This is a genomic window from Pseudomonas sp. COR18, from assembly GCF_048568395.1.
Lineage (GTDB): Bacteria > Pseudomonadota > Gammaproteobacteria > Pseudomonadales > Pseudomonadaceae > Aquipseudomonas > Aquipseudomonas fuscovaginae_B.
The window spans coordinates 3,469,928-3,494,377 of the sequence record NZ_CP183808.1 but is presented as its reverse complement, the minus strand read 5'-3'; the positions used below and the strand labels follow the sequence as shown (position 1 = coordinate 3,494,377).

At 62.1% G+C, this 24,450-nt stretch carries 22 protein-coding genes; 6 read left to right on the top strand and 16 right to left on the bottom strand.

All coding sequences use genetic code 11. The features are described 5' to 3' along the window. Position 1: 1 nt before the first annotated feature. The 3 genes from folP to rlmE all read right to left on the bottom strand — a co-directional run bounded on the left by folP (position 2) and on the right by rlmE (position 3,604). On the bottom strand, positions 2–853 hold the full coding sequence (gene folP, locus ACM62G_RS16120) for a dihydropteroate synthase (RefSeq protein ID WP_273821469.1): 852 nt from the start codon (positions 851–853) through the stop codon (positions 2–4). Positions 854–861: 8 nt separating this feature from the next. After that, the gene (ftsH, locus tag ACM62G_RS16115) at positions 862–2,772 is read right to left on the bottom strand and encodes an ATP-dependent zinc metalloprotease FtsH (RefSeq protein WP_054058255.1); all 1,911 of its coding nucleotides are present in this window, start codon (positions 2,770–2,772) and stop codon (positions 862–864) included. A gap of 199 nt (positions 2,773–2,971) precedes the next feature. Beyond that, positions 2,972–3,604 carry a 23S rRNA (uridine(2552)-2'-O)-methyltransferase RlmE gene (gene rlmE, locus ACM62G_RS16110; protein WP_017904126.1) on the bottom strand — a complete coding sequence of 211 codons (633 nt, stop codon included), beginning with the start codon at positions 3,602–3,604 and terminating at the stop codon, positions 2,972–2,974. A 96-nt stretch (positions 3,605–3,700) separates the two neighbouring features. Here rlmE and ACM62G_RS16105 point away from each other — a divergent pair, with 96 nt between their 5' ends. Then, the gene (locus ACM62G_RS16105) at positions 3,701–4,009 is read left to right on the top strand and encodes a YhbY family RNA-binding protein (protein ID WP_054058256.1); all 309 of its coding nucleotides are present in this window, start codon (positions 3,701–3,703) and stop codon (positions 4,007–4,009) included. 12 nt (positions 4,010–4,021) lie between these two features. Here the strand turns inward: ACM62G_RS16105 and ACM62G_RS16100 are convergent, their stop codons facing one another. The 8 genes from ACM62G_RS16100 to grpE all read right to left on the bottom strand — a co-directional run bounded on the left by ACM62G_RS16100 (position 4,022) and on the right by grpE (position 14,428). Next, positions 4,022–4,426: a hypothetical protein gene (locus tag ACM62G_RS16100; RefSeq protein ID WP_054058257.1), complete on the bottom strand. Its 405-nt coding sequence runs from the start codon at positions 4,424–4,426 to the stop codon at positions 4,022–4,024. 28 nt (positions 4,427–4,454) lie between these two features. Then, on the bottom strand, positions 4,455–4,931 hold the full coding sequence (gene greA / locus ACM62G_RS16095; RefSeq protein WP_054058271.1) for a transcription elongation factor GreA: 477 nt from the start codon (positions 4,929–4,931) through the stop codon (positions 4,455–4,457). A gap of 2 nt (positions 4,932–4,933) precedes the next feature. Further along, entirely contained in the window at positions 4,934–8,155 is a 3,222-nt protein-coding gene (gene carB / locus ACM62G_RS16090) for a carbamoyl-phosphate synthase large subunit (protein WP_054058272.1), read from the bottom strand. A 105-nt stretch (positions 8,156–8,260) separates the two neighbouring features. Further along, positions 8,261–9,397 (bottom strand): glutamine-hydrolyzing carbamoyl-phosphate synthase small subunit, encoded by a 1,137-nt coding sequence (gene carA / locus ACM62G_RS16085; protein WP_419735158.1) that lies wholly within the window; start codon positions 9,395–9,397, stop codon positions 8,261–8,263. Between the two features lie 357 nt (positions 9,398–9,754). Continuing rightward, positions 9,755–10,561, bottom strand: a complete 807-nt coding sequence (gene dapB / locus ACM62G_RS16080) for a 4-hydroxy-tetrahydrodipicolinate reductase (protein WP_419735157.1) — start codon at positions 10,559–10,561, stop codon at positions 9,755–9,757. A 9-nt stretch (positions 10,562–10,570) separates the two neighbouring features. After that, on the bottom strand, positions 10,571–11,695 hold the full coding sequence (gene dnaJ / locus ACM62G_RS16075) for a molecular chaperone DnaJ (protein ID WP_054062493.1): 1,125 nt from the start codon (positions 11,693–11,695) through the stop codon (positions 10,571–10,573). 150 nt (positions 11,696–11,845) lie between these two features. Then, a complete protein-coding gene (gene dnaK / locus ACM62G_RS16070; protein WP_054058261.1) occupies positions 11,846–13,762 on the bottom strand; it encodes a molecular chaperone DnaK in 1,917 nt (638 codons plus the stop codon). A 99-nt stretch (positions 13,763–13,861) separates the two neighbouring features. Further along, complete coding sequence (gene grpE, locus ACM62G_RS16065) at positions 13,862–14,428, bottom strand: nucleotide exchange factor GrpE (RefSeq protein WP_017904117.1); 567 nt, start codon at positions 14,426–14,428, stop codon at positions 13,862–13,864. Positions 14,429–14,667: 239 nt separating this feature from the next. On the opposite strand from grpE, the gene recN reads away from it, so the two are divergent. Further along, positions 14,668–16,341 (top strand): DNA repair protein RecN, encoded by a 1,674-nt coding sequence (gene recN / locus ACM62G_RS16060; RefSeq protein WP_419735156.1) that lies wholly within the window; start codon positions 14,668–14,670, stop codon positions 16,339–16,341. Positions 16,342–16,429: 88 nt separating this feature from the next. Here recN and fur read toward each other — a convergent pair whose 3' ends face one another. Continuing rightward, a complete protein-coding gene (gene fur / locus ACM62G_RS16055) occupies positions 16,430–16,834 on the bottom strand; it encodes a ferric iron uptake transcriptional regulator (RefSeq protein WP_026145177.1) in 405 nt (134 codons plus the stop codon). Positions 16,835–16,932: 98 nt separating this feature from the next. On the opposite strand from fur, the gene ACM62G_RS16050 reads away from it, so the two are divergent. Next, positions 16,933–17,463: an outer membrane protein assembly factor BamE gene (locus ACM62G_RS16050; protein ID WP_054058263.1), complete on the top strand. Its 531-nt coding sequence runs from the start codon at positions 16,933–16,935 to the stop codon at positions 17,461–17,463. Between the two features lie 55 nt (positions 17,464–17,518). Here ACM62G_RS16050 and ACM62G_RS16045 read toward each other — a convergent pair. The 3 genes from ACM62G_RS16045 to ACM62G_RS16035 form a co-directional block, all read right to left on the bottom strand. Then, a protein-coding gene (locus ACM62G_RS16045; RefSeq protein WP_419736572.1) for an IS3 family transposase occupies positions 17,519–18,738 on the bottom strand; the annotation gives its coding sequence in 2 pieces (ribosomal slippage) (positions 17,519–18,390 and positions 18,390–18,738; 1,221 coding nt in all). A gap of 161 nt (positions 18,739–18,899) precedes the next feature. After that, positions 18,900–19,214, bottom strand: coding sequence for an RnfH family protein (locus ACM62G_RS16040; protein WP_419735155.1), 315 nt, complete (start codon positions 19,212–19,214; stop codon positions 18,900–18,902). Then, a complete protein-coding gene (locus tag ACM62G_RS16035; RefSeq protein WP_054058265.1) occupies positions 19,207–19,641 on the bottom strand; it encodes a type II toxin-antitoxin system RatA family toxin in 435 nt (144 codons plus the stop codon). The genes ACM62G_RS16040 and ACM62G_RS16035 overlap by 8 nt, the downstream gene beginning before the upstream one ends. A gap of 127 nt (positions 19,642–19,768) precedes the next feature. Here ACM62G_RS16035 and smpB point away from each other — a divergent pair, with 127 nt between their 5' ends. After that, positions 19,769–20,251 (top strand): SsrA-binding protein SmpB, encoded by a 483-nt coding sequence (smpB, locus tag ACM62G_RS16030; RefSeq protein WP_010447282.1) that lies wholly within the window; start codon positions 19,769–19,771, stop codon positions 20,249–20,251. Between the two features lie 208 nt (positions 20,252–20,459). On the opposite strand, the gene ACM62G_RS16025 is transcribed toward smpB, so the two are convergent. Continuing rightward, positions 20,460–21,227: a GntR family transcriptional regulator gene (locus tag ACM62G_RS16025; protein ID WP_273821483.1), complete on the bottom strand. Its 768-nt coding sequence runs from the start codon at positions 21,225–21,227 to the stop codon at positions 20,460–20,462. Positions 21,228–21,488: 261 nt separating this feature from the next. On the opposite strand from ACM62G_RS16025, the gene ACM62G_RS16020 reads away from it, so the two are divergent. Both ACM62G_RS16020 and lldD read left to right on the top strand, forming a co-directional pair. Next, positions 21,489–23,183 carry a lactate permease LctP family transporter gene (locus ACM62G_RS16020; protein WP_419735154.1) on the top strand — a complete coding sequence of 565 codons (1,695 nt, stop codon included), beginning with the start codon at positions 21,489–21,491 and terminating at the stop codon, positions 23,181–23,183. 69 nt (positions 23,184–23,252) lie between these two features. Continuing rightward, complete coding sequence (gene lldD / locus ACM62G_RS16015) at positions 23,253–24,398, top strand: FMN-dependent L-lactate dehydrogenase LldD (protein ID WP_416770622.1); 1,146 nt, start codon at positions 23,253–23,255, stop codon at positions 24,396–24,398. Positions 24,399–24,450 lie beyond the last annotated feature (52 nt).

Below are 24,450 nucleotides of genomic sequence, written 5' to 3'. Positions count from 1 at the left end.
CTTATTCGGCAGCTTCAACCGCAGCGAGCATCTTGACCACGTCGGCCGTTTCGGCCACATCGTGGACGCGCAGGATCCGCGCGCCCTTGCTCATCGCCAACGCCGCCAGGGCCAGGCTGCCATACAGGCGCTCACCCACCGGTCGCCCCAGTGTCAGGCCTATCATGCTCTTTCGCGAAACACCCACCAACAGCGGCCGACCCAGCACGTGCAACTGCTCCATATGCTTGAACAGGCTCAGGTTGTGCTCCAGGGTTTTCGCAAAGCCGAATCCCGGGTCCAGGACAATCCGCTCGGCAGGAATTCCCGCGGCTTCACACTCACGCATACGCTCGACGAGAAACGCCTGCACTTGCTGCGTGACGTTGTCGTAGTGCGGGTTGTCCTGCATGTCGCCAGGTTCGCCGAGCATGTGCATCAGGCACACCGGCAAACCGGTAGCCGCTGCCGCGTCCAGGGCACCGTCGCGCTGCAGCGAGCGTACGTCGTTGATCAGGCCGGCACCGAGACGCGCGGTTTCACGCATCACCGCCGGCGTCGAGGTGTCGACCGAGATGATCACATCCAGCTCACGGTGGATGCGCTCGACGATCGGCGCCACCCGCTCCAGTTCTTCCAGCGGCGAAACGACCCGCGCACCCGGCCGGGTCGATTCACCACCGACATCGATCAGCGTAGCACCGGCCTGGACCATGCCTTCGGCATGCCGTAACGCCGCGTCCACCTGGCTGAAGCGCCCGCCATCGGAAAAGGAATCGGGGGTAACGTTGAGAATGCCCATGACATGCGTCCGGGCCAAATCAAGAACCCGGTTGCCGCAAGGCAACCGGGTCGAGGACTGAACAGAAGTCATTTCAAACCTTAGTGATCAGCCGCAGGGCCGCCAATCGGAGCTTCAGGACGCTCGTTCTTCACCACCGGAGGCGTGGTGCCCGAAGAGCCCGAACCACCCCAGTCACGCGGCTCGCGTGGAGTACGACCGGCCATGATGTCGTCGATCTGGTCGGCATCGATGGTCTCGTACTTCATCAGCGCATCGGCCATGGCGTCGAGCTTGTCGCGGTTGTCGGTGAGGATCTGCTTGGCCGTGCCGTAGCACTGGTCAATGATGCTGCGCACCTCGGAGTCGATCAGCTTGGCCGTCTCGCCGGAGAAGCTGGCGTTCTGGCCACCACCGCCACGACCCAGGAACACTTCCTGATCTTCCTCGGCATACATCAGCGGACCAAGCTTCTCGGACAGGCCCCACTTGGTGACCATGTTCCGGGCAATCTGGCTGGCGCGCATGATGTCGTTGGAGGCACCGGTGGTCACACCGTCGAAGCCCAGGGTCATCTCCTCGGCGATACGACCGCCGTACAGCGAGCAGATCTGGCTGATCAGCGCGCGCTTGGACAGGCTGTAGCGATCCTCTTCCGGCAGGAACATGGTCACACCCAGCGCGCGACCGCGCGGAATGATCGAAACCTTGTACACCGGGTCATGCTCGGGAACCAGACGGCCGACGATGGCGTGACCGGCCTCGTGATACGCGGTGTTCTGCTTTTCCTTCTCGGACATGACCATGGTCTTGCGCTCGGCGCCCATCATGATCTTGTCCTTGGCCAGCTCGAACTCCTTCATTTCGACGATGCGCTTGCTGGCGCGGGCGGCGAACAGGGAGGCCTCGTTGACCAGGTTGGCCAGGTCGGCACCGGAGAAACCCGGGGTACCACGGGCAATCACGGCAGGCGCGACGTCGTCACCGACCGGCACCTTGCGGATATGCACCTTGAGAATCTGCTCGCGACCGCGGATATCCGGCAGGCCGACCACCACCTGGCGGTCGAAACGGCCGGGACGCAGCAGCGCCGGGTCGAGCACGTCGGGACGGTTGGTCGCGGCGATGACGATGATGCCGTCATTCATTTCGAAACCATCCATCTCCACCAGCAACTGGTTGAGGGTCTGCTCGCGCTCGTCGTGACCGCCACCCATGCCGGCGCCACGATGGCGACCCACGGCGTCGATCTCGTCGATGAAAATGATGCACGGTGCGTGTTTCTTTGCCTGCTCGAACATGTCGCGCACGCGGCTGGCACCCACGCCGACGAACATTTCGACGAAGTCGGAACCGGAAATGGTGAAGAACGGCACTTTCGCCTCACCGGCGATGGCCTTGGCCAGCAGGGTCTTACCGGTACCCGGAGGGCCGACCATCAGCACGCCGCGGGGAATACGACCGCCCAGACGCTGGAACTTGCCCGGATCACGCAGGAACTCGACCAGCTCGCCAACCTCTTCCTTGGCCTCGTCGCAACCGGCGACGTCGGCCAGGGTGGTTTTCACCTGGTCTTCGGACAGCAGGCGCGCCTTGCTCTTGCCGAAGCTCATCGGCCCGCCCTTGCCGCCCGCACCGCCCTGCATCTGGCGCATGAAGAACATGAACACCGCGATGATCACCAGAATCGGGAAACTGGCCACCAGCAACTGGGTCCAGATGCTCTGCTGCTCAGGCTGCTTGCCTTCGATCACGACGTGGTTGTCGACCAGGTCGCCGATCAGGCCGTTGTCCTGGATCGCCGGACGAATGGTCTTGAAGCTGTCGCCATCGTTGCGCTTGCCGGTAATCACATAGCCATCCACGGCGACGCGCTCGACCTTGCCGTCCTTGACCTGCTGGATGAAGTCGGAATAGTTGAGGGTCTGTGGCTCGTTAGGGCTGGAGAAGTTGTTCATCACCGTCACCAGGACGGCCGCGATGATCAACCACAGGATCAGATTCTTTGCCATATCGTTCAATTAAGTGCCCTCTGAAGCCAGCTCCGCTTGTGGCGCGCGCTTCGCATGAAATTCACCGGCGTAACTTACTACATTACCTACAGCTGCGCAGGAGCCGTCTGTAACCCTTTGTGAAACATTGACTACACAATATTCGCTTATGTTCACGAGGCGAAATGCGAATTTCCTATTGCCCAGCCCAAAAAACCTATTACTCGGTATCGCGTCCGCGGAAACCACGCCCCAGCAGGTACTGCTCGCGGGAACGATCGCGGGACGAACTCGGCTTGCGCATCTGCACCTTCTCGAACATCTTGCGCACGTTCTTGTGGTACTCGTCGAAGCCTTCGCCCTGGAAGATCTTGATCAGAAAATCACCACCAGGGCGCAACACACGCCCCGCCAGGTCCAGCGCCAGCTCGCAAAGGAACATCGAGCGCGGCATATCCACAGCGGGCGTACCACTCATATTGGGGGCCATATCGGAAATCACAAGGTCCACCTCGGAATTTCCGACCGCCTCGAGGATTTGCGCCAGCACGGCGTCCTCGGTGAAGTCGCCCTTGATGAAGGTCACGTCGGGAATGGCGTCCATATCCAGGATATCGGAGGCGATCAGGCGACCCTGGCCACCAATCAGACGACTGGTCACCTGCGACCAGCCACCCGGCGCCGCGCCAAGGTCGATCACGCTCATGCCCGGACGGATCAGCCGGTCCTTCTCCTGGATCTCCAGCAGCTTGTAGCTGGCACGGGAACGATAGCCGTCCTTTTGCGCCATTTTGACGAATGGGTCGTTGAAATGCTCTTTCAGCCAGTTATGGCTGGTCTTGGAACGGGCCACGGGCCACCTCGAAAAATAGATTAACTGGGCGGTCCCGGACTCGCTCGGGTAAACTAGCCGCCATTTTTTTACCAGATCAGACGCAGGGGTCAGATTATGCCGCTCACTCAAGAGCAGAAGAAACAGTACAAATCCATTGGCCACCATCTGAAACCAGTATTGACTGTGGCTGACAACGGTTTGACTGAAGGTGTGCTAGCCGAACTCGAGCGCGCCCTGAACGACCACGAGCTGATCAAGGTCAAGCTCAACATCCTAGATCGCGAGCAACGCCAGGCGCACATCGCGGAACTGTGCAAGGTCGGCAAGGCGGACCTGGTTCAGGTCATCGGCAAGATGGCACTGATTTATCGCCGCAACTTCGACGTCAACAAGCAACTGTCGAACGTTCACCGCTACAAGTGATACCCGGCAGGGTCAAGGGTACGCTTCGCGTGCCCTGCCACCCTCGCCCGGCACGGGCTGCAGCACCAGCACCAGGCCGGACAGGCCGAGCACCAGGTAACTGAACAACTGCCAGCGCAAGGCTTGCGGCTGCCAGTAACGCACCGCGAAATACATCGCGCACGCATACCAGCCCATCAACAGCAATTGCCCACGGGTATCGCGCCACAGGCTCGACCGACCTTCGGCAAAAACCAGCACCAGGACCTGCACGGTCACGCAGACCACTGCAAATCCCACCAACAGGACGCCCAACTGAGCACCGATCTCCTCGATCAGCAACGGAGCCAGGCCGATTTGCGCAAGGACCGGCAACAGCCCCACATGCAATAACCACAAGCCGCCGACCCAGAGCATCTGGGCCAGCTGCCAGAGCATGGCGCCCGCGCGTAGCGGGCGTCTGCGCTCAGATGTGACGGACTGCGACAATCTCGTACTCGATCACGCCACCCGGCGTCTTGACGGTCACGACATCGCCTTCTTCCTTGGCGATTAGGGCACGGGCGATGGGGGAAACCACCGAGATCTTGCCCTGTTTGATGTCAGCTTCATCCTCACCCACGATGTGATAGGTCACGCTCTCGTCGGTCTCGACGTTGGCGATCTCCACCGTGGTGCCGAAAATCACCTTGCCGGTGTGCGGAATAGTCGTGACATCGATGATCACCGCGTTCTGCAGACGACCTTCGATATCGCGGATCCGCGCCTCGACCATACCCTGCTGCTCGCGGGCAGCATGGTATTCGGCGTTTTCCTTCAGGTCACCCAACTCGCGGGCCGTGCCGATGTCCTGGCTCAGCTTGGGACGGACGACCTTGGTCAGGTGAGCGTGCTCATCTTCCAGGGCTTTGGCACCCTGAACAGTCATGGGGTACTTGGTTATGCTCATGCCTTCAATCCTGCGTGTAGATCCTGCAAGCGACGCACGGTCTTCTCGGGACCGAACTTGAGCGCTTCGCAGATGGCTTCGCCAGCAGCAATGGTGGTTGTGCAGTAGATCTTGTGCTGCAGCGCGTTACGACGAATGGAGTACGAGTCGGCAATCGACTGGCGACCTTCGGTCGTGTTGATGATCAGGGTGACTTCGTCATTCTTGATCATGTCCACGACGTGCGGACGGCCTTCGGTCACCTTGTTGACCCGGCGCACTTTCAGGCCTGCCGCCTCGATCACCTTGGCAGTACCGGCGGTCGCCACCACTTCGAAGCCCAAGTTGATCAGATCACGGGCCACGCCTGCAACCAGTGGCTTGTCGTCGTCACGCACGCTGATGAACGCGGTACCGCCGGTCGGCAGCACTTCGCTGGCCCCCATCTGCGCCTTGGCGAAAGCTTCGCCGAAGGTATCGCCAACCCCCATCACCTCACCGGTGGACTTCATCTCAGGGCCGAGGATCGGGTCGACGCCTGGGAATTTGGCGAATGGGAACACCGCCTCTTTCACACTGTAGAAGTTCGGGATGATTTCCTTGGTGAAGCCCAGTTCCTTCAGGGTCTTACCGGCCATCACGCGGGCGGCGATCATGGCCAGGGACACACCGATGCACTTCGACACGAACGGCACGGTACGCGAGGCACGCGGGTTCACTTCGATGACGTAGATGTCTTCGCCCTGCAGGGCCAGTTGCACGTTCATCAGGCCGACCACGCCCAGCTCCAGGGCCATTTTCTTGACCTGTTCGCGCATCTCGTCCTGGATGTGCGCCGGCAGCGAGTACGGTGGCAGCGAGCACGCGGAGTCACCGGAGTGAACGCCGGCCTGCTCGATGTGCTGCATGATCGCGCCGATCACCACGTCGGTGCCGTCGCTGACCGCGTCCACATCCATCTCGATGGCGCAGTTGAGGAAGTGATCGAGCAGGACCGGGCTGTCGTTCGACACCTGGACCGCTTCACGCAGGTAGCGCTTGAGCTCTTCCTCTTTGTAGACGATTTCCATCGCCCGGCCGCCCAGAACGTAGGACGGACGCACCACCAGCGGATAGCCGATCCTGCTGGCCGCACGCACGGCTTCGTCTTCGCTGCGCACGGTGGCATTCGGCGGCTGACGCAGGTTCAGGCGCTCGACCATCTGCTGGAAGCGCTCACGGTCTTCGGCACGGTCGATGGCGTCGGGGCTGGTGCCGATGATCGGTACGCCGGCCGCTTCCAGGGCACGCGCCAGTTTCAGCGGAGTCTGGCCGCCGTACTGGACGATCACGCCTTTGGGCTTCTCGACGCGGACGATTTCCAGCACGTCTTCCAGGGTCACCGGCTCGAAGTACAGGCGATCGGAGGTGTCGTAGTCGGTGGAAACGGTTTCCGGGTTGCAGTTGACCATGATGGTCTCGTAGCCGTCATCGCGCAGCGCCAGTGCCGCGTGTACGCAGCAGTAGTCGAACTCGATGCCCTGACCGATACGGTTCGGGCCGCCACCCAGGATGATGATCTTGTCGCGGGTCGATGGGTTGGCCTCGCACTCTTCCTCATAGGTCGAGTACAGGTAGGCGGTGTCGGTGGCGAACTCGGCCGCGCAGGTGTCGACGCGCTTGTAGACCGGGAACACTTCCAGCTTCTGGCGGTGGGTACGCAGGTTCTTCTCGGTCACGCCCAGCAGCTTGGCCAGACGCTGGTCGGAGAAGCCCTTGCGCTTGAGGCGGAACATCAGGTCACGGTCGATGGCGGCCATACCCAGGGTCTTGACGCGCTCTTCTTCCTTGACCAGGTCCTCGATCTGCACCAGGAACCAGGGGTCGATCATGTTCATGCCGAAGATTTCTTCGACGCTCAGACCGGCGCGGAAGGCGTCCGCCACGTACCAGATACGCTCGGCGCCCGGCACGGTCAGTTCGCGCTTGAGCACGCTCATGCTTTCCGGATTGCTCAGGTCGACTTTCTCGTCCAGGCCGCAGACGCCCACTTCCAGGCCGCGCAGGGCTTTCTGCAGGGACTCCTGGAAGGTCCGGCCGATGGCCATGACTTCACCCACCGACTTCATCTGGGTGGTCAGGCGCGCATCGGCCTGGCCGAATTTTTCGAAGGCGAAGCGTGGCAGCTTGGTGACGACGTAGTCGATCGACGGCTCGAAGGACGCCGGGGTCTTGCCGCCGGTGATGTCGTTCGACAGTTCGTCCAGGGTGTAGCCCACAGCCAGCTTGGCGGCGACCTTGGCGATCGGGAAGCCGGTGGCCTTCGAAGCCAGCGCCGAGGAACGCGATACCCGCGGGTTCATCTCGATGACGACCATGCGGCCGGTGTTCGGGCAGATACCGAACTGGACGTTGGAACCACCGGTTTCCACGCCGATCTCGCGCAGTACCGCCAGGGAGGCGTTACGCAGGATCTGGTATTCCTTGTCGGTCAGGGTCTGGGCCGGCGCCACGGTGATCGAGTCACCGGTGTGCACGCCCATCGGGTCGAAGTTCTCGATGGAGCAGACGATGATGCAGTTGTCCTTTTTGTCGCGGACAACTTCCATTTCGTATTCTTTCCAGCCGATCAGCGATTCGTCGATCAGCAGTTCCTTGGTCGGCGACAGGTCCAGGCCACGGGCACAGATTTCTTCGAACTCTTCACGGTTGTAGGCGATGCCGCCACCGGTGCCGCCCATGGTGAAGGACGGACGGATGATGCACGGGAAGCCGAGCTTCTCGAGGACCGCATTGGCCTCTTCCATGCTGTGGGCGATACCGGAACGCGGGCATTCCAGGCCGATGGACTTCATCGCCTTGTCGAAACGCGAACGGTCTTCGGCCTTGTCGATGGTGTCGGCGTTGGCGCCGATCATCTCCACGCCGAACTTCTCCAGCACGCCTTCGCGCTCCAGGTCCAGGGCGCAGTTCAGGGCGGTCTGGCCACCCATGGTTGGCAGCAGGGCGTCCGGACGCTCCTTCTCGATGATCTTGGCCACGGTGCGCCACTTGATCGGCTCGATGTAGGTCGCATCCGCCATGGCCGGGTCGGTCATGATGGTCGCCGGGTTGGAGTTCACCAGGATGACGCGGTAGCCCTCTTCGCGCAGGGCTTTACAGGCCTGGGCGCCGGAGTAGTCGAATTCGCAGGCCTGGCCGATGACGATCGGGCCGGCACCGAGAATCAGGATGCTTTTAATGTCTGTACGTTTTGGCATGGGTTTGTCACTCAAATCCGCGGGTCAGTCGGCAAGCCGTTGAACAATCCTTGAAGTTGCCGAGGGGGCCTCCGCGTGGCGGGGCCGCCCTGGGCGTTCAGGCAATCAACGACGCTTGGCCATCTCATTGATGAAGCGATCGAACAGCGGTGCCACGTCGTTCGGGCCCGGGCTGGCTTCAGGGTGGCCCTGGAAGCTGAACGCGCTCTTGTCGGTGCGCTCGATGCCTTGCAGCGAGCCGTCGAACAGCGACTTGTGGATAGCCCGGACATTGCCTGGCAGGGTCGCTTCGTCCACGGCGAAACCGTGGTTCTGGCTGGTGATCATGACGACACCGGTGTCCAGGTCCTGTACCGGGTGGTTGGCACCGTGGTGGCCGTGCCCCATCTTGATGGTCTTGGCACCGGAGGCCAGGGCCAGCAATTGGTGACCCAGGCAGATGCCGAACACCGGAATGTCGGTTTCCAGGATTTCCTTGATGGCCTGGATCGCATAGTCGCAAGGCTCCGGATCGCCAGGGCCGTTGGACAGGAACACGCCATCCGGGTTGAGGGCCAGGGCTTGGCTCGCAGGCGCCTGGGCTGGCAGCACGGTGACGCGGCAGCCGCGCTCGACCAGCATGCGCAGGATGTTCGACTTGATGCCGTAGTCGTAGGCCACGACGTGGTAAGGCAGGTCGGCGGCATCGATGGTCGCGTGACTGTCGGTCTTCAGTTCCCAGACGGTCGAACGCCACTCGTAGGCTTCCCTGGTGCTGACGACTTTCGCCAGGTCCATGCCCTTCAGGCCCGGGAAGCCGCGCGCTGCGGCGATGGCCGCTTCCTCGGTGATGTTGTCACCGGCCAGGATGCAGCCGTTCTGCGAGCCTTTTTCACGCAGGATGCGGGTCAGGCGACGGGTGTCGATACCGGCGATGGCCACGACATTGTTGGCCTTCAGGTAGTCAGACAGGGACAGGGTGTTACGCCAGTTGCTCGCCACCAGCGGCAAGTCGCGGATGACCAGGCCGGCCGACCATACACGGTTGGACTCGGCGTCTTCCGGCGTGGTGCCGGTGTTGCCGATGTGCGGGTAGGTCAGGGTAACGATCTGTTGGGCGTAGGAAGGATCGGTAAGGATTTCCTGATAGCCGGTCATTGCGGTGTTGAACACCACCTCACCAACGGTCTGGCCGTCGGCTCCAATGGCTTCGCCGCGAAAAATGCTGCCATCAGCAAGGGCAAGTATGGCTGGCTTAGTCAAGAAGACCTCCCGTAAATAAAGCCTGAAAGGGCGATCGCAGGTTGTAAAAAAGCGGAGTGACGTATGGACACGTCACCCCGCTTCTTTCACTGAATTATTCTGCGCGCTTTTAGTGGACACACTAAAGCTGTAGCTTACAGAAAAATGCTTTTTTAATCCACCGCTAATGAGCCTTGAAGGCCAGGAAATGCGACAGGACGTCGCCAAGCGGTTTGAGAGGCATGCGCCCGCTCCTGTCACACCCCTGCCGGAGCGCGACTTGCCCGCGAAAGCGACCCCGAGGCCGCTAAAAGCTTCGCGGGCAAGCCCTGCTCCTACAAGAACGAGGCGCACCAGAAACAGGTGTCCGCCCTGACATCAATGCAGGTCGAGCACATCCTGCATGTCGTACAGCCCGGCCGCCTTGCCATCCAGCCACAGCGCCGCACGCACGGCTCCCTTGGCGAACGTCATGCGGCTCGAGGCCTTGTGGGTGATTTCCAGGCGCTCACCCTCGGTCGCAAACAAGACGGTGTGATCGCCCACCACGTCACCACCGCGCACGGTGGCAAAGCCGATGGTGTCACGCGCCCGCGCGCCGACATGACCTTCACGCCCATAGACCGCGACCTTTTGCAGGTCACGCTCCAGCGTATCGGCAATCACCTCGCCCATGCGCATGGCCGTCCCCGAAGGCGAGTCGACCTTGTGCCGGTGATGAGTCTCGATGATCTCGATGTCCGCATCCTCGCCCAGCACGCGGGCGGTCAGTTCCAGCAGTTTCAGCGACAGGTTGACGCCCACGCTGAAGTTGGCGGCGAAGACGATCGGAATGTCCTTGCCCGCCTCCACCAGCAACTGTTTCTGCTCGGCCGTCAGGCCGGTGGTACCGATGACCATGGCCTTGCCGGCCTTGCGGCAGAACGCCAGGTTCTTCAGCATCACTTCCGGCAGGGTGAAGTCGATCAATACATCGAACTCTTGCGCCACCTTCTCCAGGGCATCGGACAACGGCACGCCGATACGCCCCAGGGAAGCCAGCTCACCGGCATCGGCGCCAACCAGCGAACTGCCCGGACGCACCACGGCCGCCGTCAGGCCGGCAACCGGCACCTGCTGCTGTACCGCCTCGACCAGGATCTTGCCCATGCGCCCGGCGGCACCCATCACAGCTATACGTCGCATAAACGCTCCTTACAGGTCGCCGAAGAAGCGCTTCATGCCCTCGAACCAACCGCTGGCCTTGGGCGAATGGGAGCTGTCGACATCCAGCGAAGCGCGGAATTCTTCCAGCAGCTCGCGCTGACGACGGCTCAGGTTCACGGGCGTCTCGACGGCCACGCGGCACATCAGGTCGCCCGCCCCACCGCCACGCACCGGCGCCACACCCTTGCCGCGCAGACGGAACTGCTTGCCGGTCTGGGTGCCCTCCGGAATCTTCAGCTTGACCCGGCCATCGAGGGTCGGCACTTCCAGCTCGCCCCCCAGGGCCGCATCGACGAAGCTGATCGGCACCTCGCAGTACAGATGCTTGCCGTCGCGCTGGAAGATATCGTGCTCACGCACGTTGATCACCACATACAGGTCGCCGGTCGGACCACCCTGGGTGCCCGCCTCGCCCTCGCCGGACAGGCGAATACGATCGCCGGTATCGACGCCCGACGGCACCTTGACCGACAGCGTCTTGTACTCTTCGACACGGCCCTGGCCATGGCAGGAGTCGCACGGATCGGAAATGATCTTGCCCTGGCCATGGCAGCGCGGGCAGGTCTGCTGCACCGAGAAGAAGCCCTGCTGCATGCGCACCTGGCCGATACCGCCACAGGTCGGACAGGTCACCGGCGAAGAACCCTTCTTCGCGCCGGAACCGTCGCACGGCTTACAGTTGACCAGTGTCGGCACACGGATATTCACGGTGGTCCCGCGCACCGCTTCTTCCAGGTTCAGTTCCAGGGTGTAGCGCAGGTCACTGCCGCGCTGGGCGCCACCACGGGAACCGCCGCGACCGCCACCAAAGAAATCGCTGAACACATCGCCGAAGATGTCGGAGAAGTTCTGCCCACCGAAACCGGCACCGCCGCCACCCATGCTCGGGTCGACGCCGGCATGGCCGTACTGATCGTAAGCGGCGCGCTTGCTGGAATCGGACAGAACCTCGTAGGCCTCGTTGGCCTCCTTGAATTTCTCTTCCGCGGCCTTGTCATCCGGGTTGCGGTCCGGGTGATATTTCATCGCAAGACGACGATAAGCCTTTTTCAGCTCCGCCTCGCTGGAGCCACGCTCGACCCCCAATACCTCGTAATAGTCACGCTTTGCCATAAATTGCCCCTGAGGCCAGCACCCGAGCGTAGTCGCATGCTGTAAAAATTTGCGTACTCCAGACACGCCAACGCGGGAGCAAGCTCCCGCGCGGCGACATCCTACCAGTCACCGCGCAAACGCAGTCAACCGGCCGACCAACAAGCAGAATTACTTGTGGTCTTTGACTTCTTCGAACTCGGCGTCGACGACGTCGTCCTTGTGCGCTTCTTCCTGGGCAGGCTGCGCACCGGCTTCAGGCTTGGCGCCCTGCTCGGCGTACATCTTCTGCGCCACAGGTGCGGAGACCTTGGACAGCTCCTCGACCTTGGCGTCGATGGCAGCCTTGTCGTCGCCCTTCACGGCGGCTTCCAGGGCAACCACGGCGGCTTCGATCGCGGTCTTCTCTTCCGCGGTCACCTTGTCACCGGCGTCAGCGACCATCTTGCGAGTCGAGTGAACCAGCGCATCACCCTGGTTACGGGCAGCGGCCAGCTCTTCGAACTTGCGGTCTTCCTCGGCGTTCAGCTCGGCGTCGCGCACCATTTGCTGGATTTCTTCATCCGACAGGCCGGAGTTGGCCTTGATGGTGATCTTCTGCTCCTTGCCGGTAGCCTTGTCCTTCGCGCCGACGTGCAGGATACCGTTGGCGTCGATGTCGAAGGTCACTTCGATCTGCGGCACGCCACGTGGCGCTGGCGGGATCTCGGACAGGTCGAACTTGCCCAGCGACTTGTTCTGCGCGGCCTGCTTGCGCTCACCCTGCAGCACGTGGATGGTCACGGCGCTCTGGTTGTCGTCGGCAGTCGAGAACACTTGCGACTTCTTGGTCGGAATAGTGGTGTTCTTCTCGATCAGCGCGGTCATCACGCCACCCATGGTTTCGATACCCAGGGTCAGCGGGCTGACGTCCAGCAGCAGCACGTCCTTCACGTCACCGGCCAGTACGGCGCCCTGGATCGCAGCACCCATGGCAACGGCTTCGTCAGGGTTGACGTCCTTGCGTGGTTCCTTGCCGAAGAAATCGGTCACGGCCTTCTGCACCAGCGGCATACGGGTCTGACCGCCGACCAGGATCACGTCGTTGATCGAACCGACGTCGATACCGGCGTCTTTCAGAGCGATGCGGCAAGGCTCGATGGTGCGCTGAACCAGGTCTTCCACCAGCGCTTCCAGCTTGGCGCGGGAGATCTTCACGTTCAGGTGCTTCGGACCGGTGGCGTCAGCCGTGATGTACGGCAGGTTGACGTCGGTCGACTGCGAGGACGACAGCTCGATCTTGGCCTTTTCTGCAGCTTCCTTCAGGCGCTGCATCGCCAGCGGGTCACCCTTGAGGTTCATGCCGCTTTCTTTCTTGAATTCGTCGACGAGGTAGTCGATCAGACGGATGTCGAAGTCTTCACCACCGAGGAAGGTGTCACCGTTGGTGGCCAGTACTTCGAACTGGTGCTCGCCATCGACTTCGGCGATTTCGATCACGGAAACGTCGAAGGTACCACCACCCAGGTCATAAACGATGACGGTGTGGTCGCCCTTGGCCTTGTCCATGCCGTAGGCCAGTGCGGCCGCGGTAGGTTCGTTGATGATGCGCTTGACGTCCAGACCGGCGATACGGCCGGCGTCTTTGGTAGCCTGACGCTGGCTGTCGTTGAAGTAGGCCGGAACGGTGATCACCGCTTCGGTCACGGCCTCGCCGAGGTAGTCTTCGGCGGTCTTCTTCATCTTCTTCAGGATTTCAGCCGAAATCTGTGGCGGAGCCATCTTCTGGCCGTTCACTTCAACCCAGGCGTCACCGTTGTCGGCCTTGGCGATCTTGTACGGAACCATCTTGATGTCTTTCTGTACGACTTCTTCGTCGAACTTGCGACCGATCAGACGCTTCACCGCGTACAGGGTGTTGTGCGGGTTGGTTACAGCCTGACGCTTGGCCGACTGGCCAACCAGGGTTTCGCCATCGTTGGCGTATGCAATGATCGACGGCGTGGTGCGAGCGCCTTCGGCGTTCTCGATCACCTTGACGTTGCCGTTTTCCAGAATGGAGACGCAGGAGTTGGTAGTCCCCAGGTCGATACCGATAATTTTGCCCATTTCACTCTCCCGAAACTTGGATTTTTTGCCGCAGCGGTTATTGCCAACTGCGGTAGCACTTAAACGCTTGACTTATAGATGGGGTCGCTACGACCGATTTCAAGCCTGCTCGTCGATAGTCGGCGAAACCGGTGCAACCGCCTTGCTCACCACCACCATGGCCGGACGCAGCAGGCGACCGTTGAGCTGGTAGCCCTTCTGGAACACCTTCAAGACGCTGTTCGGCTCAACGTCGGCGCTCTCCTGCATGGCCATGGCCTGGTGCAGCGAAGCATTGAAGGGTTCGCCATGGGGATCGATGGCTTCCAGCTGGTGACGCTTGAAGGTGTCCTGGAACATCTTCAGGGTCAGCTCGATACCTTCGCGCATCGGGCGAATGCTTTCGTCATCGGGATTGGACAACTCCAGGCCGCGCTCCAGGCTGTCGAGGATCGGCAGCAGGTCACCGGCGAATTTTTCCAGGGCGAACTTGTGCGCCTTCTCGACATCCTGCTCGGCACGGCGGCGAACGTTCTGCAGGTCGGCGGCTACGCGCAACCCCTGGTCCTGTGCAGCGGCCAGTTGCTCTTCGAGCACCTGCACGCGGGTTGCCAGGTCATCGCTCGAAGCCTCGGCAGCCTGATTGGCTTCCTGATTTTGCGCATCCAGATTCTGTTCGTCAGCCATAAAAACCTCCTTTCAATATCGTCCGCGGGCTCGGCCCGCGCTTCTGCCCCCGTATATGGGGCCGCATTTTCCAGGTTCAAGTGCCCAAAACATGCTCTTCACCCGATCGATGGAGGTCATGCATCGCCGATCGCGCTAAAAAATCCGGCCACTCAAGCGAATCGAACTAAAGGCAGGCATTGTCAGGCAAAATCAAAACACTGTATAAATAACCAGACCTGAACCTGGGAGCGGCCTTCATGCTGGTGCACCTGTCCGTACACAACTACGCAATCGTCGAGCATCTCGACCTGGAACTCGACCGCGGGATGAGCGTCATCACCGGCGAAACCGGTGCCGGCAAGTCGATCATGCTCGACGCCCTCGGCCTGACCCTCGGCGATCGCGCCGACAGCGGCGTGGTGCGACCTGGCGCGGACAAGGCCGACATTCTCGCCACCTTCGACCTGCAGGACATCCCGGAGGCGCGCCACTGGCTCGCCGAACGCGACCTGGACAGCGACGGGCCGTGCATCCTGCGCCGGGTCATCACCGCCGAAGGGCGCTCCCGCGGCTACATCAACGGCTCGACCTGCCCCCTCGGCGATCTCAAGGCCCTGGGCGAACTGCTGATCGACATCCACAGCCAGCACGAACACCAGTCCCTGCTCAAGACCGACACCCACCGCCGCCTGCTCGACGAGTACGCCGGCGCCACCGACCTCGCCCGCCAGGTGCAGCTCGCGGCCCAGCGCTGGCGCCAGACCCGCCAGGAGCTGGAGCGCCTGTCCAACTCCGGCGACGAGCAGCGGGCGCGCCACCAGTTGCTCAGCTATCAGCTCGAAGAGCTGGAAAACCTCGCACTCGGCGAAAACGAGCTGGATGAACTGGAGCAGGAACACAAGAACCTGACCAACGCCGAGACCCTGCTCGGCGTCTGCCGGCAGGTGGTCGAGCAGTGCAGCGAAAGCGACTCGGGCAACGTGCTCCACGCCCTCACCACCTGCCTGAACCGCCTGACCAGCGTCAGCAACGGCTCCGGCGCCCTGGGCGAAGCCGCCAACCTGCTGGCCAGCGCACAGATCCAGGTGGAGGAAGCCGTCGGCGAGCTGAACCGCTTCGTCGACCACTTCGACGCCGACCCGGGCCGCCTGCAGTATCTCGAAGAGCGCCTGGACGCCATCTACACCCTGGCACGCAAGCACCGCATCCAGCCCACCGAGGTGGCGACCCTGCAGCAGAAGCTGCTGGACGAAATCGAAACCATGAACGCCAACGACGAGGCCATCGAACGCCTCGGCGAAGAACTGGCCGCCTACGCCCGGCACTACCAGGAGCGCGCCCGCGAACTCAGCGAACTGCGTCGCGAGGCTGCCACCGGCCTGGCCAGCGCGGTCGAGCAGGAAATCCAGCGCCTGGGCATGCCCGGCGGGCGCTTCAGCATCGAGCTGCACGCCAATACCAGCGACGAACCGCTGCCCTATGGCCTGGAACAGGTCGAGCTGCTGGTCAGCGCCAACCCCGGCCAGCCCCTCAAGGCCCTGGCCAAGGTCGCCTCGGGTGGCGAGCTGTCGCGTATCAGCCTGGCGATCCAGGTGATTACCGCGCAGACCTCACGCATCCCGACCCTGGTCTTCGACGAAGTGGACGTGGGCATCGGCGGGCCGACTGCGGAAATCGTCGGCCAATTGCTGCGCCGCCTCGGCGACCGCGGCCAGGTCCTGACCGTCACCCACCTGCCGCAGGTGGCCGCCCAGGGTCACCATCATCTATTCGTGCACAAGGTGCGCGGCAACGATGCGACCCACACGGCCGTGTCCAAGCTGGGCAAGACCGAACGGGTCGAGGAAGTCGCGCGCATGCTCGGCGGCATCGACCTCACCAAGGAGTCCATCGCCCACGCGAAAAAGATGGTGGTCACCGCCAAGAGCTGAGCCACAACACTTCAGGTAACAAAAAATACGAAGGCGACCCTGGGGTCGCCTTCGTTCGTTTCACCGGAGCTGAATCCGCACGGCAGGATTACTTCTTCTTGCGTACGTACAGCACCAGGTTGTGATCCACCAGCTCGTAGCCATGCTGCTCGGCAATGGCGTGCTGGAGCTTCTCGATTTCCGGGTTGATGAACTCGATGACCTCGCCGGAATCCACGTTGACCATGTGGTCGTGGTGGCCGCCGTCCGCCAGCTCGAACACCGCATGGCCGCCATCGAAGTTGTGGCGGACCACCAGCCCGGCCGCTTCGAATTGGGTCAGTACACGGTAGACCGTCGCCAGGCCGACGTCCTCGCCAGCTTCCATCAGCGCCTTGTAGACATCCTCGGCACTCATGTGACGCTGCTCGGTGGAATCGAGCATCTGTAGAATCTTGACCCGTGGCAGAGTCACTTTTAAGCCAGCTTTGCGTAGTTCGCTATTTTCAACCATGGTCAGCTTTCTCGCCGATGCTGCTTCGCAGCTTCTCTTAATACGGGTATGATCGGGGTTTACGTTGTCCCAGCCAAGATAGTGGAAGTCGCCCACCGATGCAAAACACCAAGCTCTTGCTAACCAGTTTCACCTTAGTGGGACTGCTCGCACTCGCCGGTTGTTCATTCCCCGGGGTTTACAAAATCGACATCCAACAGGGCAATGTCGTCACGCAGGACATGATAGACCAGTTGCGCCCCGGAATGACCCGGCGGCAAGTACGGTTTATCATGGGCAACCCCTTGCTGACCGACACATTCCACGCCAATCGCTGGGATTATCTGTACAGCCTGCAACCAGGTGGCGGTGAGCGCCAGCAGGAGCGCGTCAGCCTGATCTTCAGTGACGACGACAAGCTGGTGAACCTCGCGGGTGACTTCATGCCCGGCGTGAGCCGTGACGAAGCCATTCTCGGCAAGGACAGCGGCACCACGGTCGAAGCCCCGGCGCAGAACACCGAAACGCCGAAGAAGAAGGAAAAGCCGGCCAAGCCAGGCTCGCTGCTCGACCAGATCCAGAAAGACGTCGATGGCGTGAAGACCGTGCCGGTTCCGACCCCGGAACCGCTGGATACCTCGCCGCAGTAATATTGCTGTCTAGTCCTGAAATAGGTTTACACCTGTTCAGGTAGGCCCACAGGCCTCAAAACGCCCTATGCACCGCATCGGGCGTTTTGTTTTTCAGGGCCATGTGAGGCCGTTCTGTGTTGTAGATCTGCACTGCCTCATCGACCATCTTCCTCGCCTGCTCCAGATTTTCTGGGTTGCTCAACAGCAACTCTGTTTTGAGGATTCCGTTGATGCGCTCAGCAAGTGCGTTTTGGTAGCAGTCATATCCGTCAGTCATCGAGCACTGAACTCCGTGCCGTTGATGAAGTGACTGGTACAGCGCCGAGCAGTACTGGATGCCTCGGTCAGAGTGATGAACTAAGGGCTGACGACGACGCCGCTTGCGTAGGGCCTGTCTAAAGGCCTGGGCAACAGACTCCGCATGCAAACCTTCATGCACATGGTGCCCGACAATCTTTCTGGAATACGCATCCGTCACCAGACTTAGGTACAGTGGACCGCTACTGGCGGGCAGGTAAGTAATGTCCGCCACCCAGACGTGCTCCGGCCCTCCAGGGACCACCTGATTCGGGCCTGGCTTGAGTAGATTGGGATGCCGGTAGAAGCGGTGAAAGCTTTGCGTTGTCTTGTGGTACGCCCGCTTGGGCAACACCAGCAAGCGGTGCTCTCCCAAGACCTGAAATAGTCGGTCTCGGCCAATTCGGACCCGCCTATCCGGCTGGCAATGCAGCAGATAGTGCAGCTTCCTTGTACCCAGTCGTGGCTGACGCATCCGGACCTTTTGAACAAACTCAACGATCCGATCTGCCTGGTGTGCTTTGCTGTCAGCCGCTCGATTTCGCTTGTAGTAAGCCTGCCGGCTAATCCCCAGAAACCGACAAGTCCTGGCAATGCTCAGTCCTGCGACCTGACCTTGCGAGAGGACTTGCCGGATCGCTTTTTTACGACCGACACACCGTAGTCATTCTTCAGGACATCAACGACTTTCTCAAAGAACTGAGCCTTCTGGCTCATCAGCTCAAGCTGCTGCTCAAGCTCTTTGATCCGCTGCTCTGGAGTAAGCGTCTTGGGATCGGACATCACGCAGCTCCTCTCGGCTCGGATTGAGGCCCCCTGGCTCCAATCCTGCCGACCATGCTTACGCAACCATACCAGAACCGTCGACCGCCCCTGGATGCCATACCGCGCTTGGGCCTGCTTGTAGGTCAGCTCGCCTTTTTCGATCTGATCGACAACCGCCAATTTAAAAGACAGCGAGTAATCTCGCTGTGTGCGCTTTACACCTTGCTCCATCTGATTCTCCGGGATTTCGGGATGGAAGGTGTAAACCTTATTCAGGACGGGACATGCGACGCAAAAAAGCCCGGCATGTCCGGGCTTTTTATTGCCTGCCAATCGGCGCAAGACTCCTTGTTGATCGTTCCCACGCAGGAGCGCGGGAACAATCAATCCTTCTACAAATTCTGCGCCCGCGCCCTGGCCGCCTTTTCCGCCCGCAACCGCCGAACCTCTTTCGGGTCCGCCAGCAATGGCCGATAAATCTCGATGCGATCCCCTTCAGCCACTACCCTGGCCTCGGGGTCACTCACCACCTTGCCGAAGATTCCCAACGGGCAACCCGACAGATCGACCCCGGGAAACTGCTGAACCATCCCCGACAAGCCAACCGCCGCCCGCACCGTCGTCCCCGCCGGCACCGACACCTCCAGCAGGCACTGGCGCCCGACCTCGGCGTACACCACCTCGATGGCCACCAACGACTCAGCCATTAAGTTGCTTCGCCCGCTGGCAGAACGCATCCACCAAGGTATTCGCCGCCTGGTTGAACAACGGCCCCAGCGTCGCACGCACGATGGGCCCGGCGTAATCGAAGGTCAGGTCGAGGCTGATCTTGCAGGCCTTCTCGCCCAGTGCCTTGAACACCCACACACCATGCAGTTGAGTGAACGGCCCCTCTTCGAGATTCATCTCGATCGACTGCCCCGGCACCAGGGTATTGCGCGTCACGAACTGCTGGCTCAGGCCACCCTTGGCTACCGACAGCGTGGCGCGCATGTGCACGTCCGAGCTTTCCAGCACCTGGGAGGCCGAGCACCACGGCAGGAATTCCGGATAACGTGCGACGTCGTTCACCAGGTCATAAAGCGCCTGCGCCGGATAGGGCAGCAAGGCCGAACGTTGAATATGGGTCGTCATGTCAGCGTCAATTCCACGGCTGGGCAGCATACAAAAGAGGGCGCATTGTCCGGGATTCATCCTACGCGCTCAAGCACGCAGCTTCACCGTAGCCGACGGACGCGCAACCCCCTATAATGCCGCCCCTATGGCTAAACAGAAGAAACACCCTACAGGGACCATCGCGCAAAACAAAAAGGCGCGCCACGATTACTTCGTCGAACAACGGTTCGAGGCTGGCCTGGTCCTGGCCGGTTGGGAAGTAAAGAGCTTGCGGGCGGGCAAGGCACAACTGGTCGACAGTTACGTGCTGCTCAAGGATGGCGAAGCCTGGCTGTTCGGCAGCCACTTCACGCCGTTGACCACCGCCAGCACCCACGTCATCGCCGACCCGACGCGCACGCGCAAGCTGCTGCTCAACCAGCGCGAGCTGGAGAAGATCTTCGCCGGCGTGCAGCAGAAGGGCTACACCTGCGTCTGCCTCTCGCTGTACTGGAGCAAGCACCTGGTCAAGTGCGAGATTGCCCTGGGCAAGGGCAAGAAGGAATACGACAAGCGCGATACCGAACGCGAACGCGACGCCGGTCGCGAGCTGCAGCGTGCGGTGCGCAACAAGGGCAAGGAAGACTGACGCCCCGGGCAACCGCCCTGTATGTAGGAGCCGGGCTTGCCCGCGAAGTTTTTGGCGGCCTCGAGGCCTTCTTCGCGGGCAAGCCCTGCTCCTACAGGTCCGTACCGCACACCAATTCCGAGTGCGACCCGTCCACTGCGGAAGCCGGCCTGCTGGCGATTGCGATCCAAAGGCAACCGCCCCCGCCCGAACAAACGCAACCGCCCGCTCAAATCCCCTTGCGCCGCTCCGCCCGCGCCACCCGCTGTGCCTCCTGCCTGACCTCCTCCAGCACCTCCTGCACATACAGGATATGCCGGCTCGACACCTCCCGCGCCTGCTCCGCCCGCCCCTCGATGATCGCCAGGTACAACTCCCGATGCTGCGCGATCAGCATGTCGCGCGTCTCTGTGCGCTGCTTGTACATCCCACCGATGTTGGTCACCACATTACGCTTGAGCAGATCGAACAACCCACGAATGGTGTGCAGCAACACCGCGTTATGACTGGCCTCGGCAATCGCCAGGTGAAAGCTCGCATCGGCCTCGCCCTCTTCCGCGCGGCTCACCTCGTCCGCCCGCGAATAACAGCTCTGCAATCGCTCGAACGCCACCCTCAGCCGCTCCCGGTCCACCTCGGTGGCACGCAGTGCGGCGTAATAGGCGCAGGACGCCTCCAGCGTATGACGAAACTCGAGCAGGTCACGCTGGGCCTCGGGATTGTTTTCCAGCAGGTGCAGCAGCGGATCGCTGAACGTCGAGCCGAGCGTCTCCACCACGTAATTGCCGCCGCCCTGTCGACTGGCCAGCAACCCCTTGGCCACCAGCTTCTGGATCGCCTCGCGCAACGACGGCCGCGACACGCCGAACTGCTCGGCCAACGCCCGTTCGGCCGGCAGGCGCTCACCGGGCTTGAGCGTCCCCTCGAGAATCATCCCCTCGAGCCGCTCGACAATATCGTCAGACAAACGGCGCTGACGAATCTGATCAAACCCCATCACTCACTCCTCACGCTCCCGAGCCCTTGCCGGGGCCGCCTATTCTGGCCTATTGGCGCCGCGCCAGCACCCACCAGAGAGCGCCTGAATCACCCGATCAGTTGCTTTTCCCGACCGCTGTGCGACGAAAGTTTCAGGGCGGCAAATTGACACATGCCCTGCAAGGCTTTTAACCTAGCGCTCAGCGATTGTAAATTGGTATTACCAATTATCCAAATCGACTTATCTGCGCCTACCAACAACAATTAGGGGCCACCCCATATGCAAACCTGGCAACAGCTCTACAGCCCGCTCGGCAGCCTCGGCCTGTCCGCTCTCGCGGCCGTCATTCCCATCGTGTTCTTCTTCCTCGCCCTGGCGGTGTTCCGCCTCAAGGGGCACGTGGCGGGCAGCATCACCCTGGCGCTGGCGATCCTGGTGGCGATCTTCGCCTTCAAGATGCCGGTGGACATGGCCCTGGCCGCTGCCGGCTATGGATTCGCCTACGGCCTCTGGCCAATTGCCTGGATCATCGTCGCCGCGGTGTTCCTCTACAAACTGACGGTCAAGAGCGGTCAGTTCGAAATCATCCGCAGCTCGGTACTGTCGATCACCGACGACCAACGCCTGCAGGTGCTGCTGATCGGCTTCTGCTTCGGCGCCTTCCTCGAAGGTGCGGCCGGTTTCGGCGCCCCGGTAGCCATCACCGCCGCCCTGCTGGTGGGCCTCGGTTTCAACCCGCTGTACGCCGCCGGCCTGTGCCTGATCGCCAACACCGCGCCAGTGGCCTTCGGCGCCCTGGGCATCCCGATCATCGTCGCCGGCCAGGTCACCGGCATCGATGCGTTCAAGATCGGCGCCATGACCGGCCGCCAACTGCCGCTGCTGTCGCTGTTCGTGCCGTTCTGGCTGGTGTTCATGATGGACGGCCTGCGCGGCGTGCGGGAAACCTGGCCGGCCGCGCTGGTCGCCGGCCTGAGCTTCGCCATCACCCAGTACTTCACCTCGAACTTCATCGGCCCGGAACTGCCGGACATCACCTCGGCCCTGGCCAGCCTGATCAGCCTGACCCTGTTCCTGAAAGTCTGGCAGCCACGCCGCACCGCCGGCGCACAGATCGCCGGCGCCACCGCGGGCGCCGCCGTCACGGCCAGCGCCGGCGGCTTCGGCCAGCCACGCAGCACCCTGGCCTCGCCCTACAGCCTGGGCCAGATCTTCAAGGCCTGGTCGCCGTTCCTGATCCTCACCGTGCTGGTGACGATCTGGACCCTGAAGTCGTTCAAGGCGATGTTCGCCACCGGCGGCGCGATGTACAGCAGCGTCTTCAGCTTCGCCGTACCGCACCTGGACCAGCTGGTGATCAAGACCGCACCGATCGTCGCCAACCCGACGCCGATTCCGGCGGTGTTCAAGCTCGACCCGATCTCCGCCACCGGCACGGCGATTTTCTTCTCCGCCCTGGTGTCGATGCTGGTGCTCAAGATCGATTTCAAAACTGGTCTGACCACTTTCAAGGAAACCTTCTACGAGCTGCGCTGGCCGATCCTGTCCATCGGCATGGTGCTGGCCTTCGCCTTCGTCACCAACTACTCGGGCATGTCCTCGACCCTGGCCCTGGTACTGGCGGCGACCGGCGCGGCGTTCCCGTTCTTCTCGCCGTTCCTCGGCTGGCTGGGCGTGTTCCTGACCGGGTCGGACACCTCGTCGAACGCGCTGTTCAGCTCGCTGCAGGCCACCACCGCACACCAGATCGGCGTCAACGACACCCTGCTGGTCGCGGCCAACACCAGCGGTGGCGTCACCGGCAAGATGATCTCGCCGCAGTCGATCGCCGTGGCCTGCGCCGCCACCGGCCTGGTGGGCAAGGAATCCGACCTGTTCCGCTTCACGCTCAAGCACAGTCTGTTCTTCGCCACCCTCGTCGGCCTGATCACCCTGGCCCAGGCCTACGTGTTCACCGGCATGCTGGTGCACTAACGTGATAGGTGCCGGGGCCCGTCGACGGTCCCGGCAGCCGTTACCCGTCAACCCACGCTGCGAGTTCCCATGATCATTTCCGCCTCTACCGACTATCGCGCAGCCGCCCAACGCAAGCTGCCACCGTTCCTGTTCCACTATGCCGACGGCGGCGCCTACGCCGAGCACACCCTGCGCCACAACGTCGAGGACCTGGCCGGCATCGCCCTGCGCCAGCGCGTGCTGAAGAACATGTCCGAACTGAGCCTGGAAACCCGGCTGTTCAACGAAACCCTGAGCATGCCGGTGGCCCTGGCCCCGGTCGGCCTGACCGGCATGTACGCCCGCCGTGGCGAAGTGCAGGCCGCCCGCGCGGCCGCCGCCCACGGCATCCCTTTCACGATGTCGACGGTCTCGGTGTGCCCCATCGAGGAAGTCGCCCCGGCTATCGACCGGCCGATGTGGTTCCAGCTCTACGTGCTGAAAGACCGCGGCTTCATGCGCAACGCCCTGGAACGGGCCAAGGCCGCCGGCGTGACCACCCTGGTGTTCACCGTCGACATGCCGGTCCCCGGCGCCCGCTACCGCGACGCCCACTCCGGCATGAGCGGCCCGAACGCGCCGCTGCGCCGCGTCTGGCAGGCCATGACCCACCCGCGCTGGGCCCTCGATGTCGGCCTGCTGGGCAAGCCCCATGACCTGGGCAACATCTCGCGCTATCGCGGCAATCCGACCGGCCTGGCCGACTACATCGGCTGGCTCGGCGCCAACTTCGACCCGTCGATCTCCTGGAAGGACCTGGAGTGGATCCGCGAATTCTGGGACGGCCCGATGGTCATCAAGGGCATCCTCGACCCGCAGGATGCCAGGGACGCGGTGAAATTCGGCGCCGACGGCATCGTCGTCTCCAACCATGGCGGGCGCCAGCTCGACGGCGTGCTGTCCAGTGCCCGCGCGCTGCCGGCCATCGCCGATGCGGTGAAAGGCGAGTTGAAGATCCTCGCCGACTCCGGCATCCGCAGCGGCCTGGACGTGGTGCGCATGATCGCCCTCGGCGCCGACACCGTGCTGATCGGCCGCGCCTTCCTCTACGCCCTCGCCACCGCCGGCGAAGCGGGCGTGAAAAACCTGCTGGAGCTGTTCGAGAAGGAAATGCGCGTTGCCATGGTGCTTACCGGTGCCAAGTCGATCAGCGAGATCACCCGTGATTCGCTGGTCCGTGAACTGGGCGCCTGAACCGTCTCGCCCGCACGAATTACCGCCTGATTGAACGGGGCCGGCCAGGGCA

What these genes read in the sequence shown, in the direction of transcription:
- folP (WP_273821469.1), bottom strand. Translation starts at nt 853, where the DNA reads ATGACTTCTGTTCAGTCCTCGACCCGGTTGCCTTGCGGCAACCGGGTT.
- ftsH (WP_054058255.1), bottom strand. Translation starts at nt 2,772, where the DNA reads ATGGCAAAGAATCTGATCCTGTGGTTGATCATCGCGGCCGTCCTGGTG.
- ACM62G_RS16105 (WP_054058256.1), top strand. Translation starts at nt 3,701, where the DNA reads ATGCCGCTCACTCAAGAGCAGAAGAAACAGTACAAATCCATTGGCCAC.
- ACM62G_RS16100 (WP_054058257.1), bottom strand. Translation starts at nt 4,426, where the DNA reads ATGCTCTGGCAGCTGGCCCAGATGCTCTGGGTCGGCGGCTTGTGGTTA.
- carB (WP_054058272.1), bottom strand. Translation starts at nt 8,155, where the DNA reads ATGCCAAAACGTACAGACATTAAAAGCATCCTGATTCTCGGTGCCGGC.
- dapB (WP_419735157.1), bottom strand. Translation starts at nt 10,561, where the DNA reads ATGCGACGTATAGCTGTGATGGGTGCCGCCGGGCGCATGGGCAAGATC.
- dnaJ (WP_054062493.1), bottom strand. Translation starts at nt 11,695, where the DNA reads ATGGCAAAGCGTGACTATTACGAGGTATTGGGGGTCGAGCGTGGCTCC.
- dnaK (WP_054058261.1), bottom strand. Translation starts at nt 13,762, where the DNA reads ATGGGCAAAATTATCGGTATCGACCTGGGGACTACCAACTCCTGCGTC.
- grpE (WP_017904117.1), bottom strand. Translation starts at nt 14,428, where the DNA reads ATGGCTGACGAACAGAATCTGGATGCGCAAAATCAGGAAGCCAATCAG.
- recN (WP_419735156.1), top strand. Translation starts at nt 14,668, where the DNA reads ATGCTGGTGCACCTGTCCGTACACAACTACGCAATCGTCGAGCATCTC.
- fur (WP_026145177.1), bottom strand. Translation starts at nt 16,834, where the DNA reads ATGGTTGAAAATAGCGAACTACGCAAAGCTGGCTTAAAAGTGACTCTG.
- ACM62G_RS16050 (WP_054058263.1), top strand. Translation starts at nt 16,933, where the DNA reads ATGCAAAACACCAAGCTCTTGCTAACCAGTTTCACCTTAGTGGGACTG.
- ACM62G_RS16040 (WP_419735155.1), bottom strand. Translation starts at nt 19,214, where the DNA reads ATGGCTGAGTCGTTGGTGGCCATCGAGGTGGTGTACGCCGAGGTCGGG.
- ACM62G_RS16035 (WP_054058265.1), bottom strand. Translation starts at nt 19,641, where the DNA reads ATGACGACCCATATTCAACGTTCGGCCTTGCTGCCCTATCCGGCGCAG.
- smpB (WP_010447282.1), top strand. Translation starts at nt 19,769, where the DNA reads ATGGCTAAACAGAAGAAACACCCTACAGGGACCATCGCGCAAAACAAA.
- ACM62G_RS16025 (WP_273821483.1), bottom strand. Translation starts at nt 21,227, where the DNA reads ATGGGGTTTGATCAGATTCGTCAGCGCCGTTTGTCTGACGATATTGTC.
- ACM62G_RS16020 (WP_419735154.1), top strand. Translation starts at nt 21,489, where the DNA reads ATGCAAACCTGGCAACAGCTCTACAGCCCGCTCGGCAGCCTCGGCCTG.
- lldD (WP_416770622.1), top strand. Translation starts at nt 23,253, where the DNA reads ATGATCATTTCCGCCTCTACCGACTATCGCGCAGCCGCCCAACGCAAG.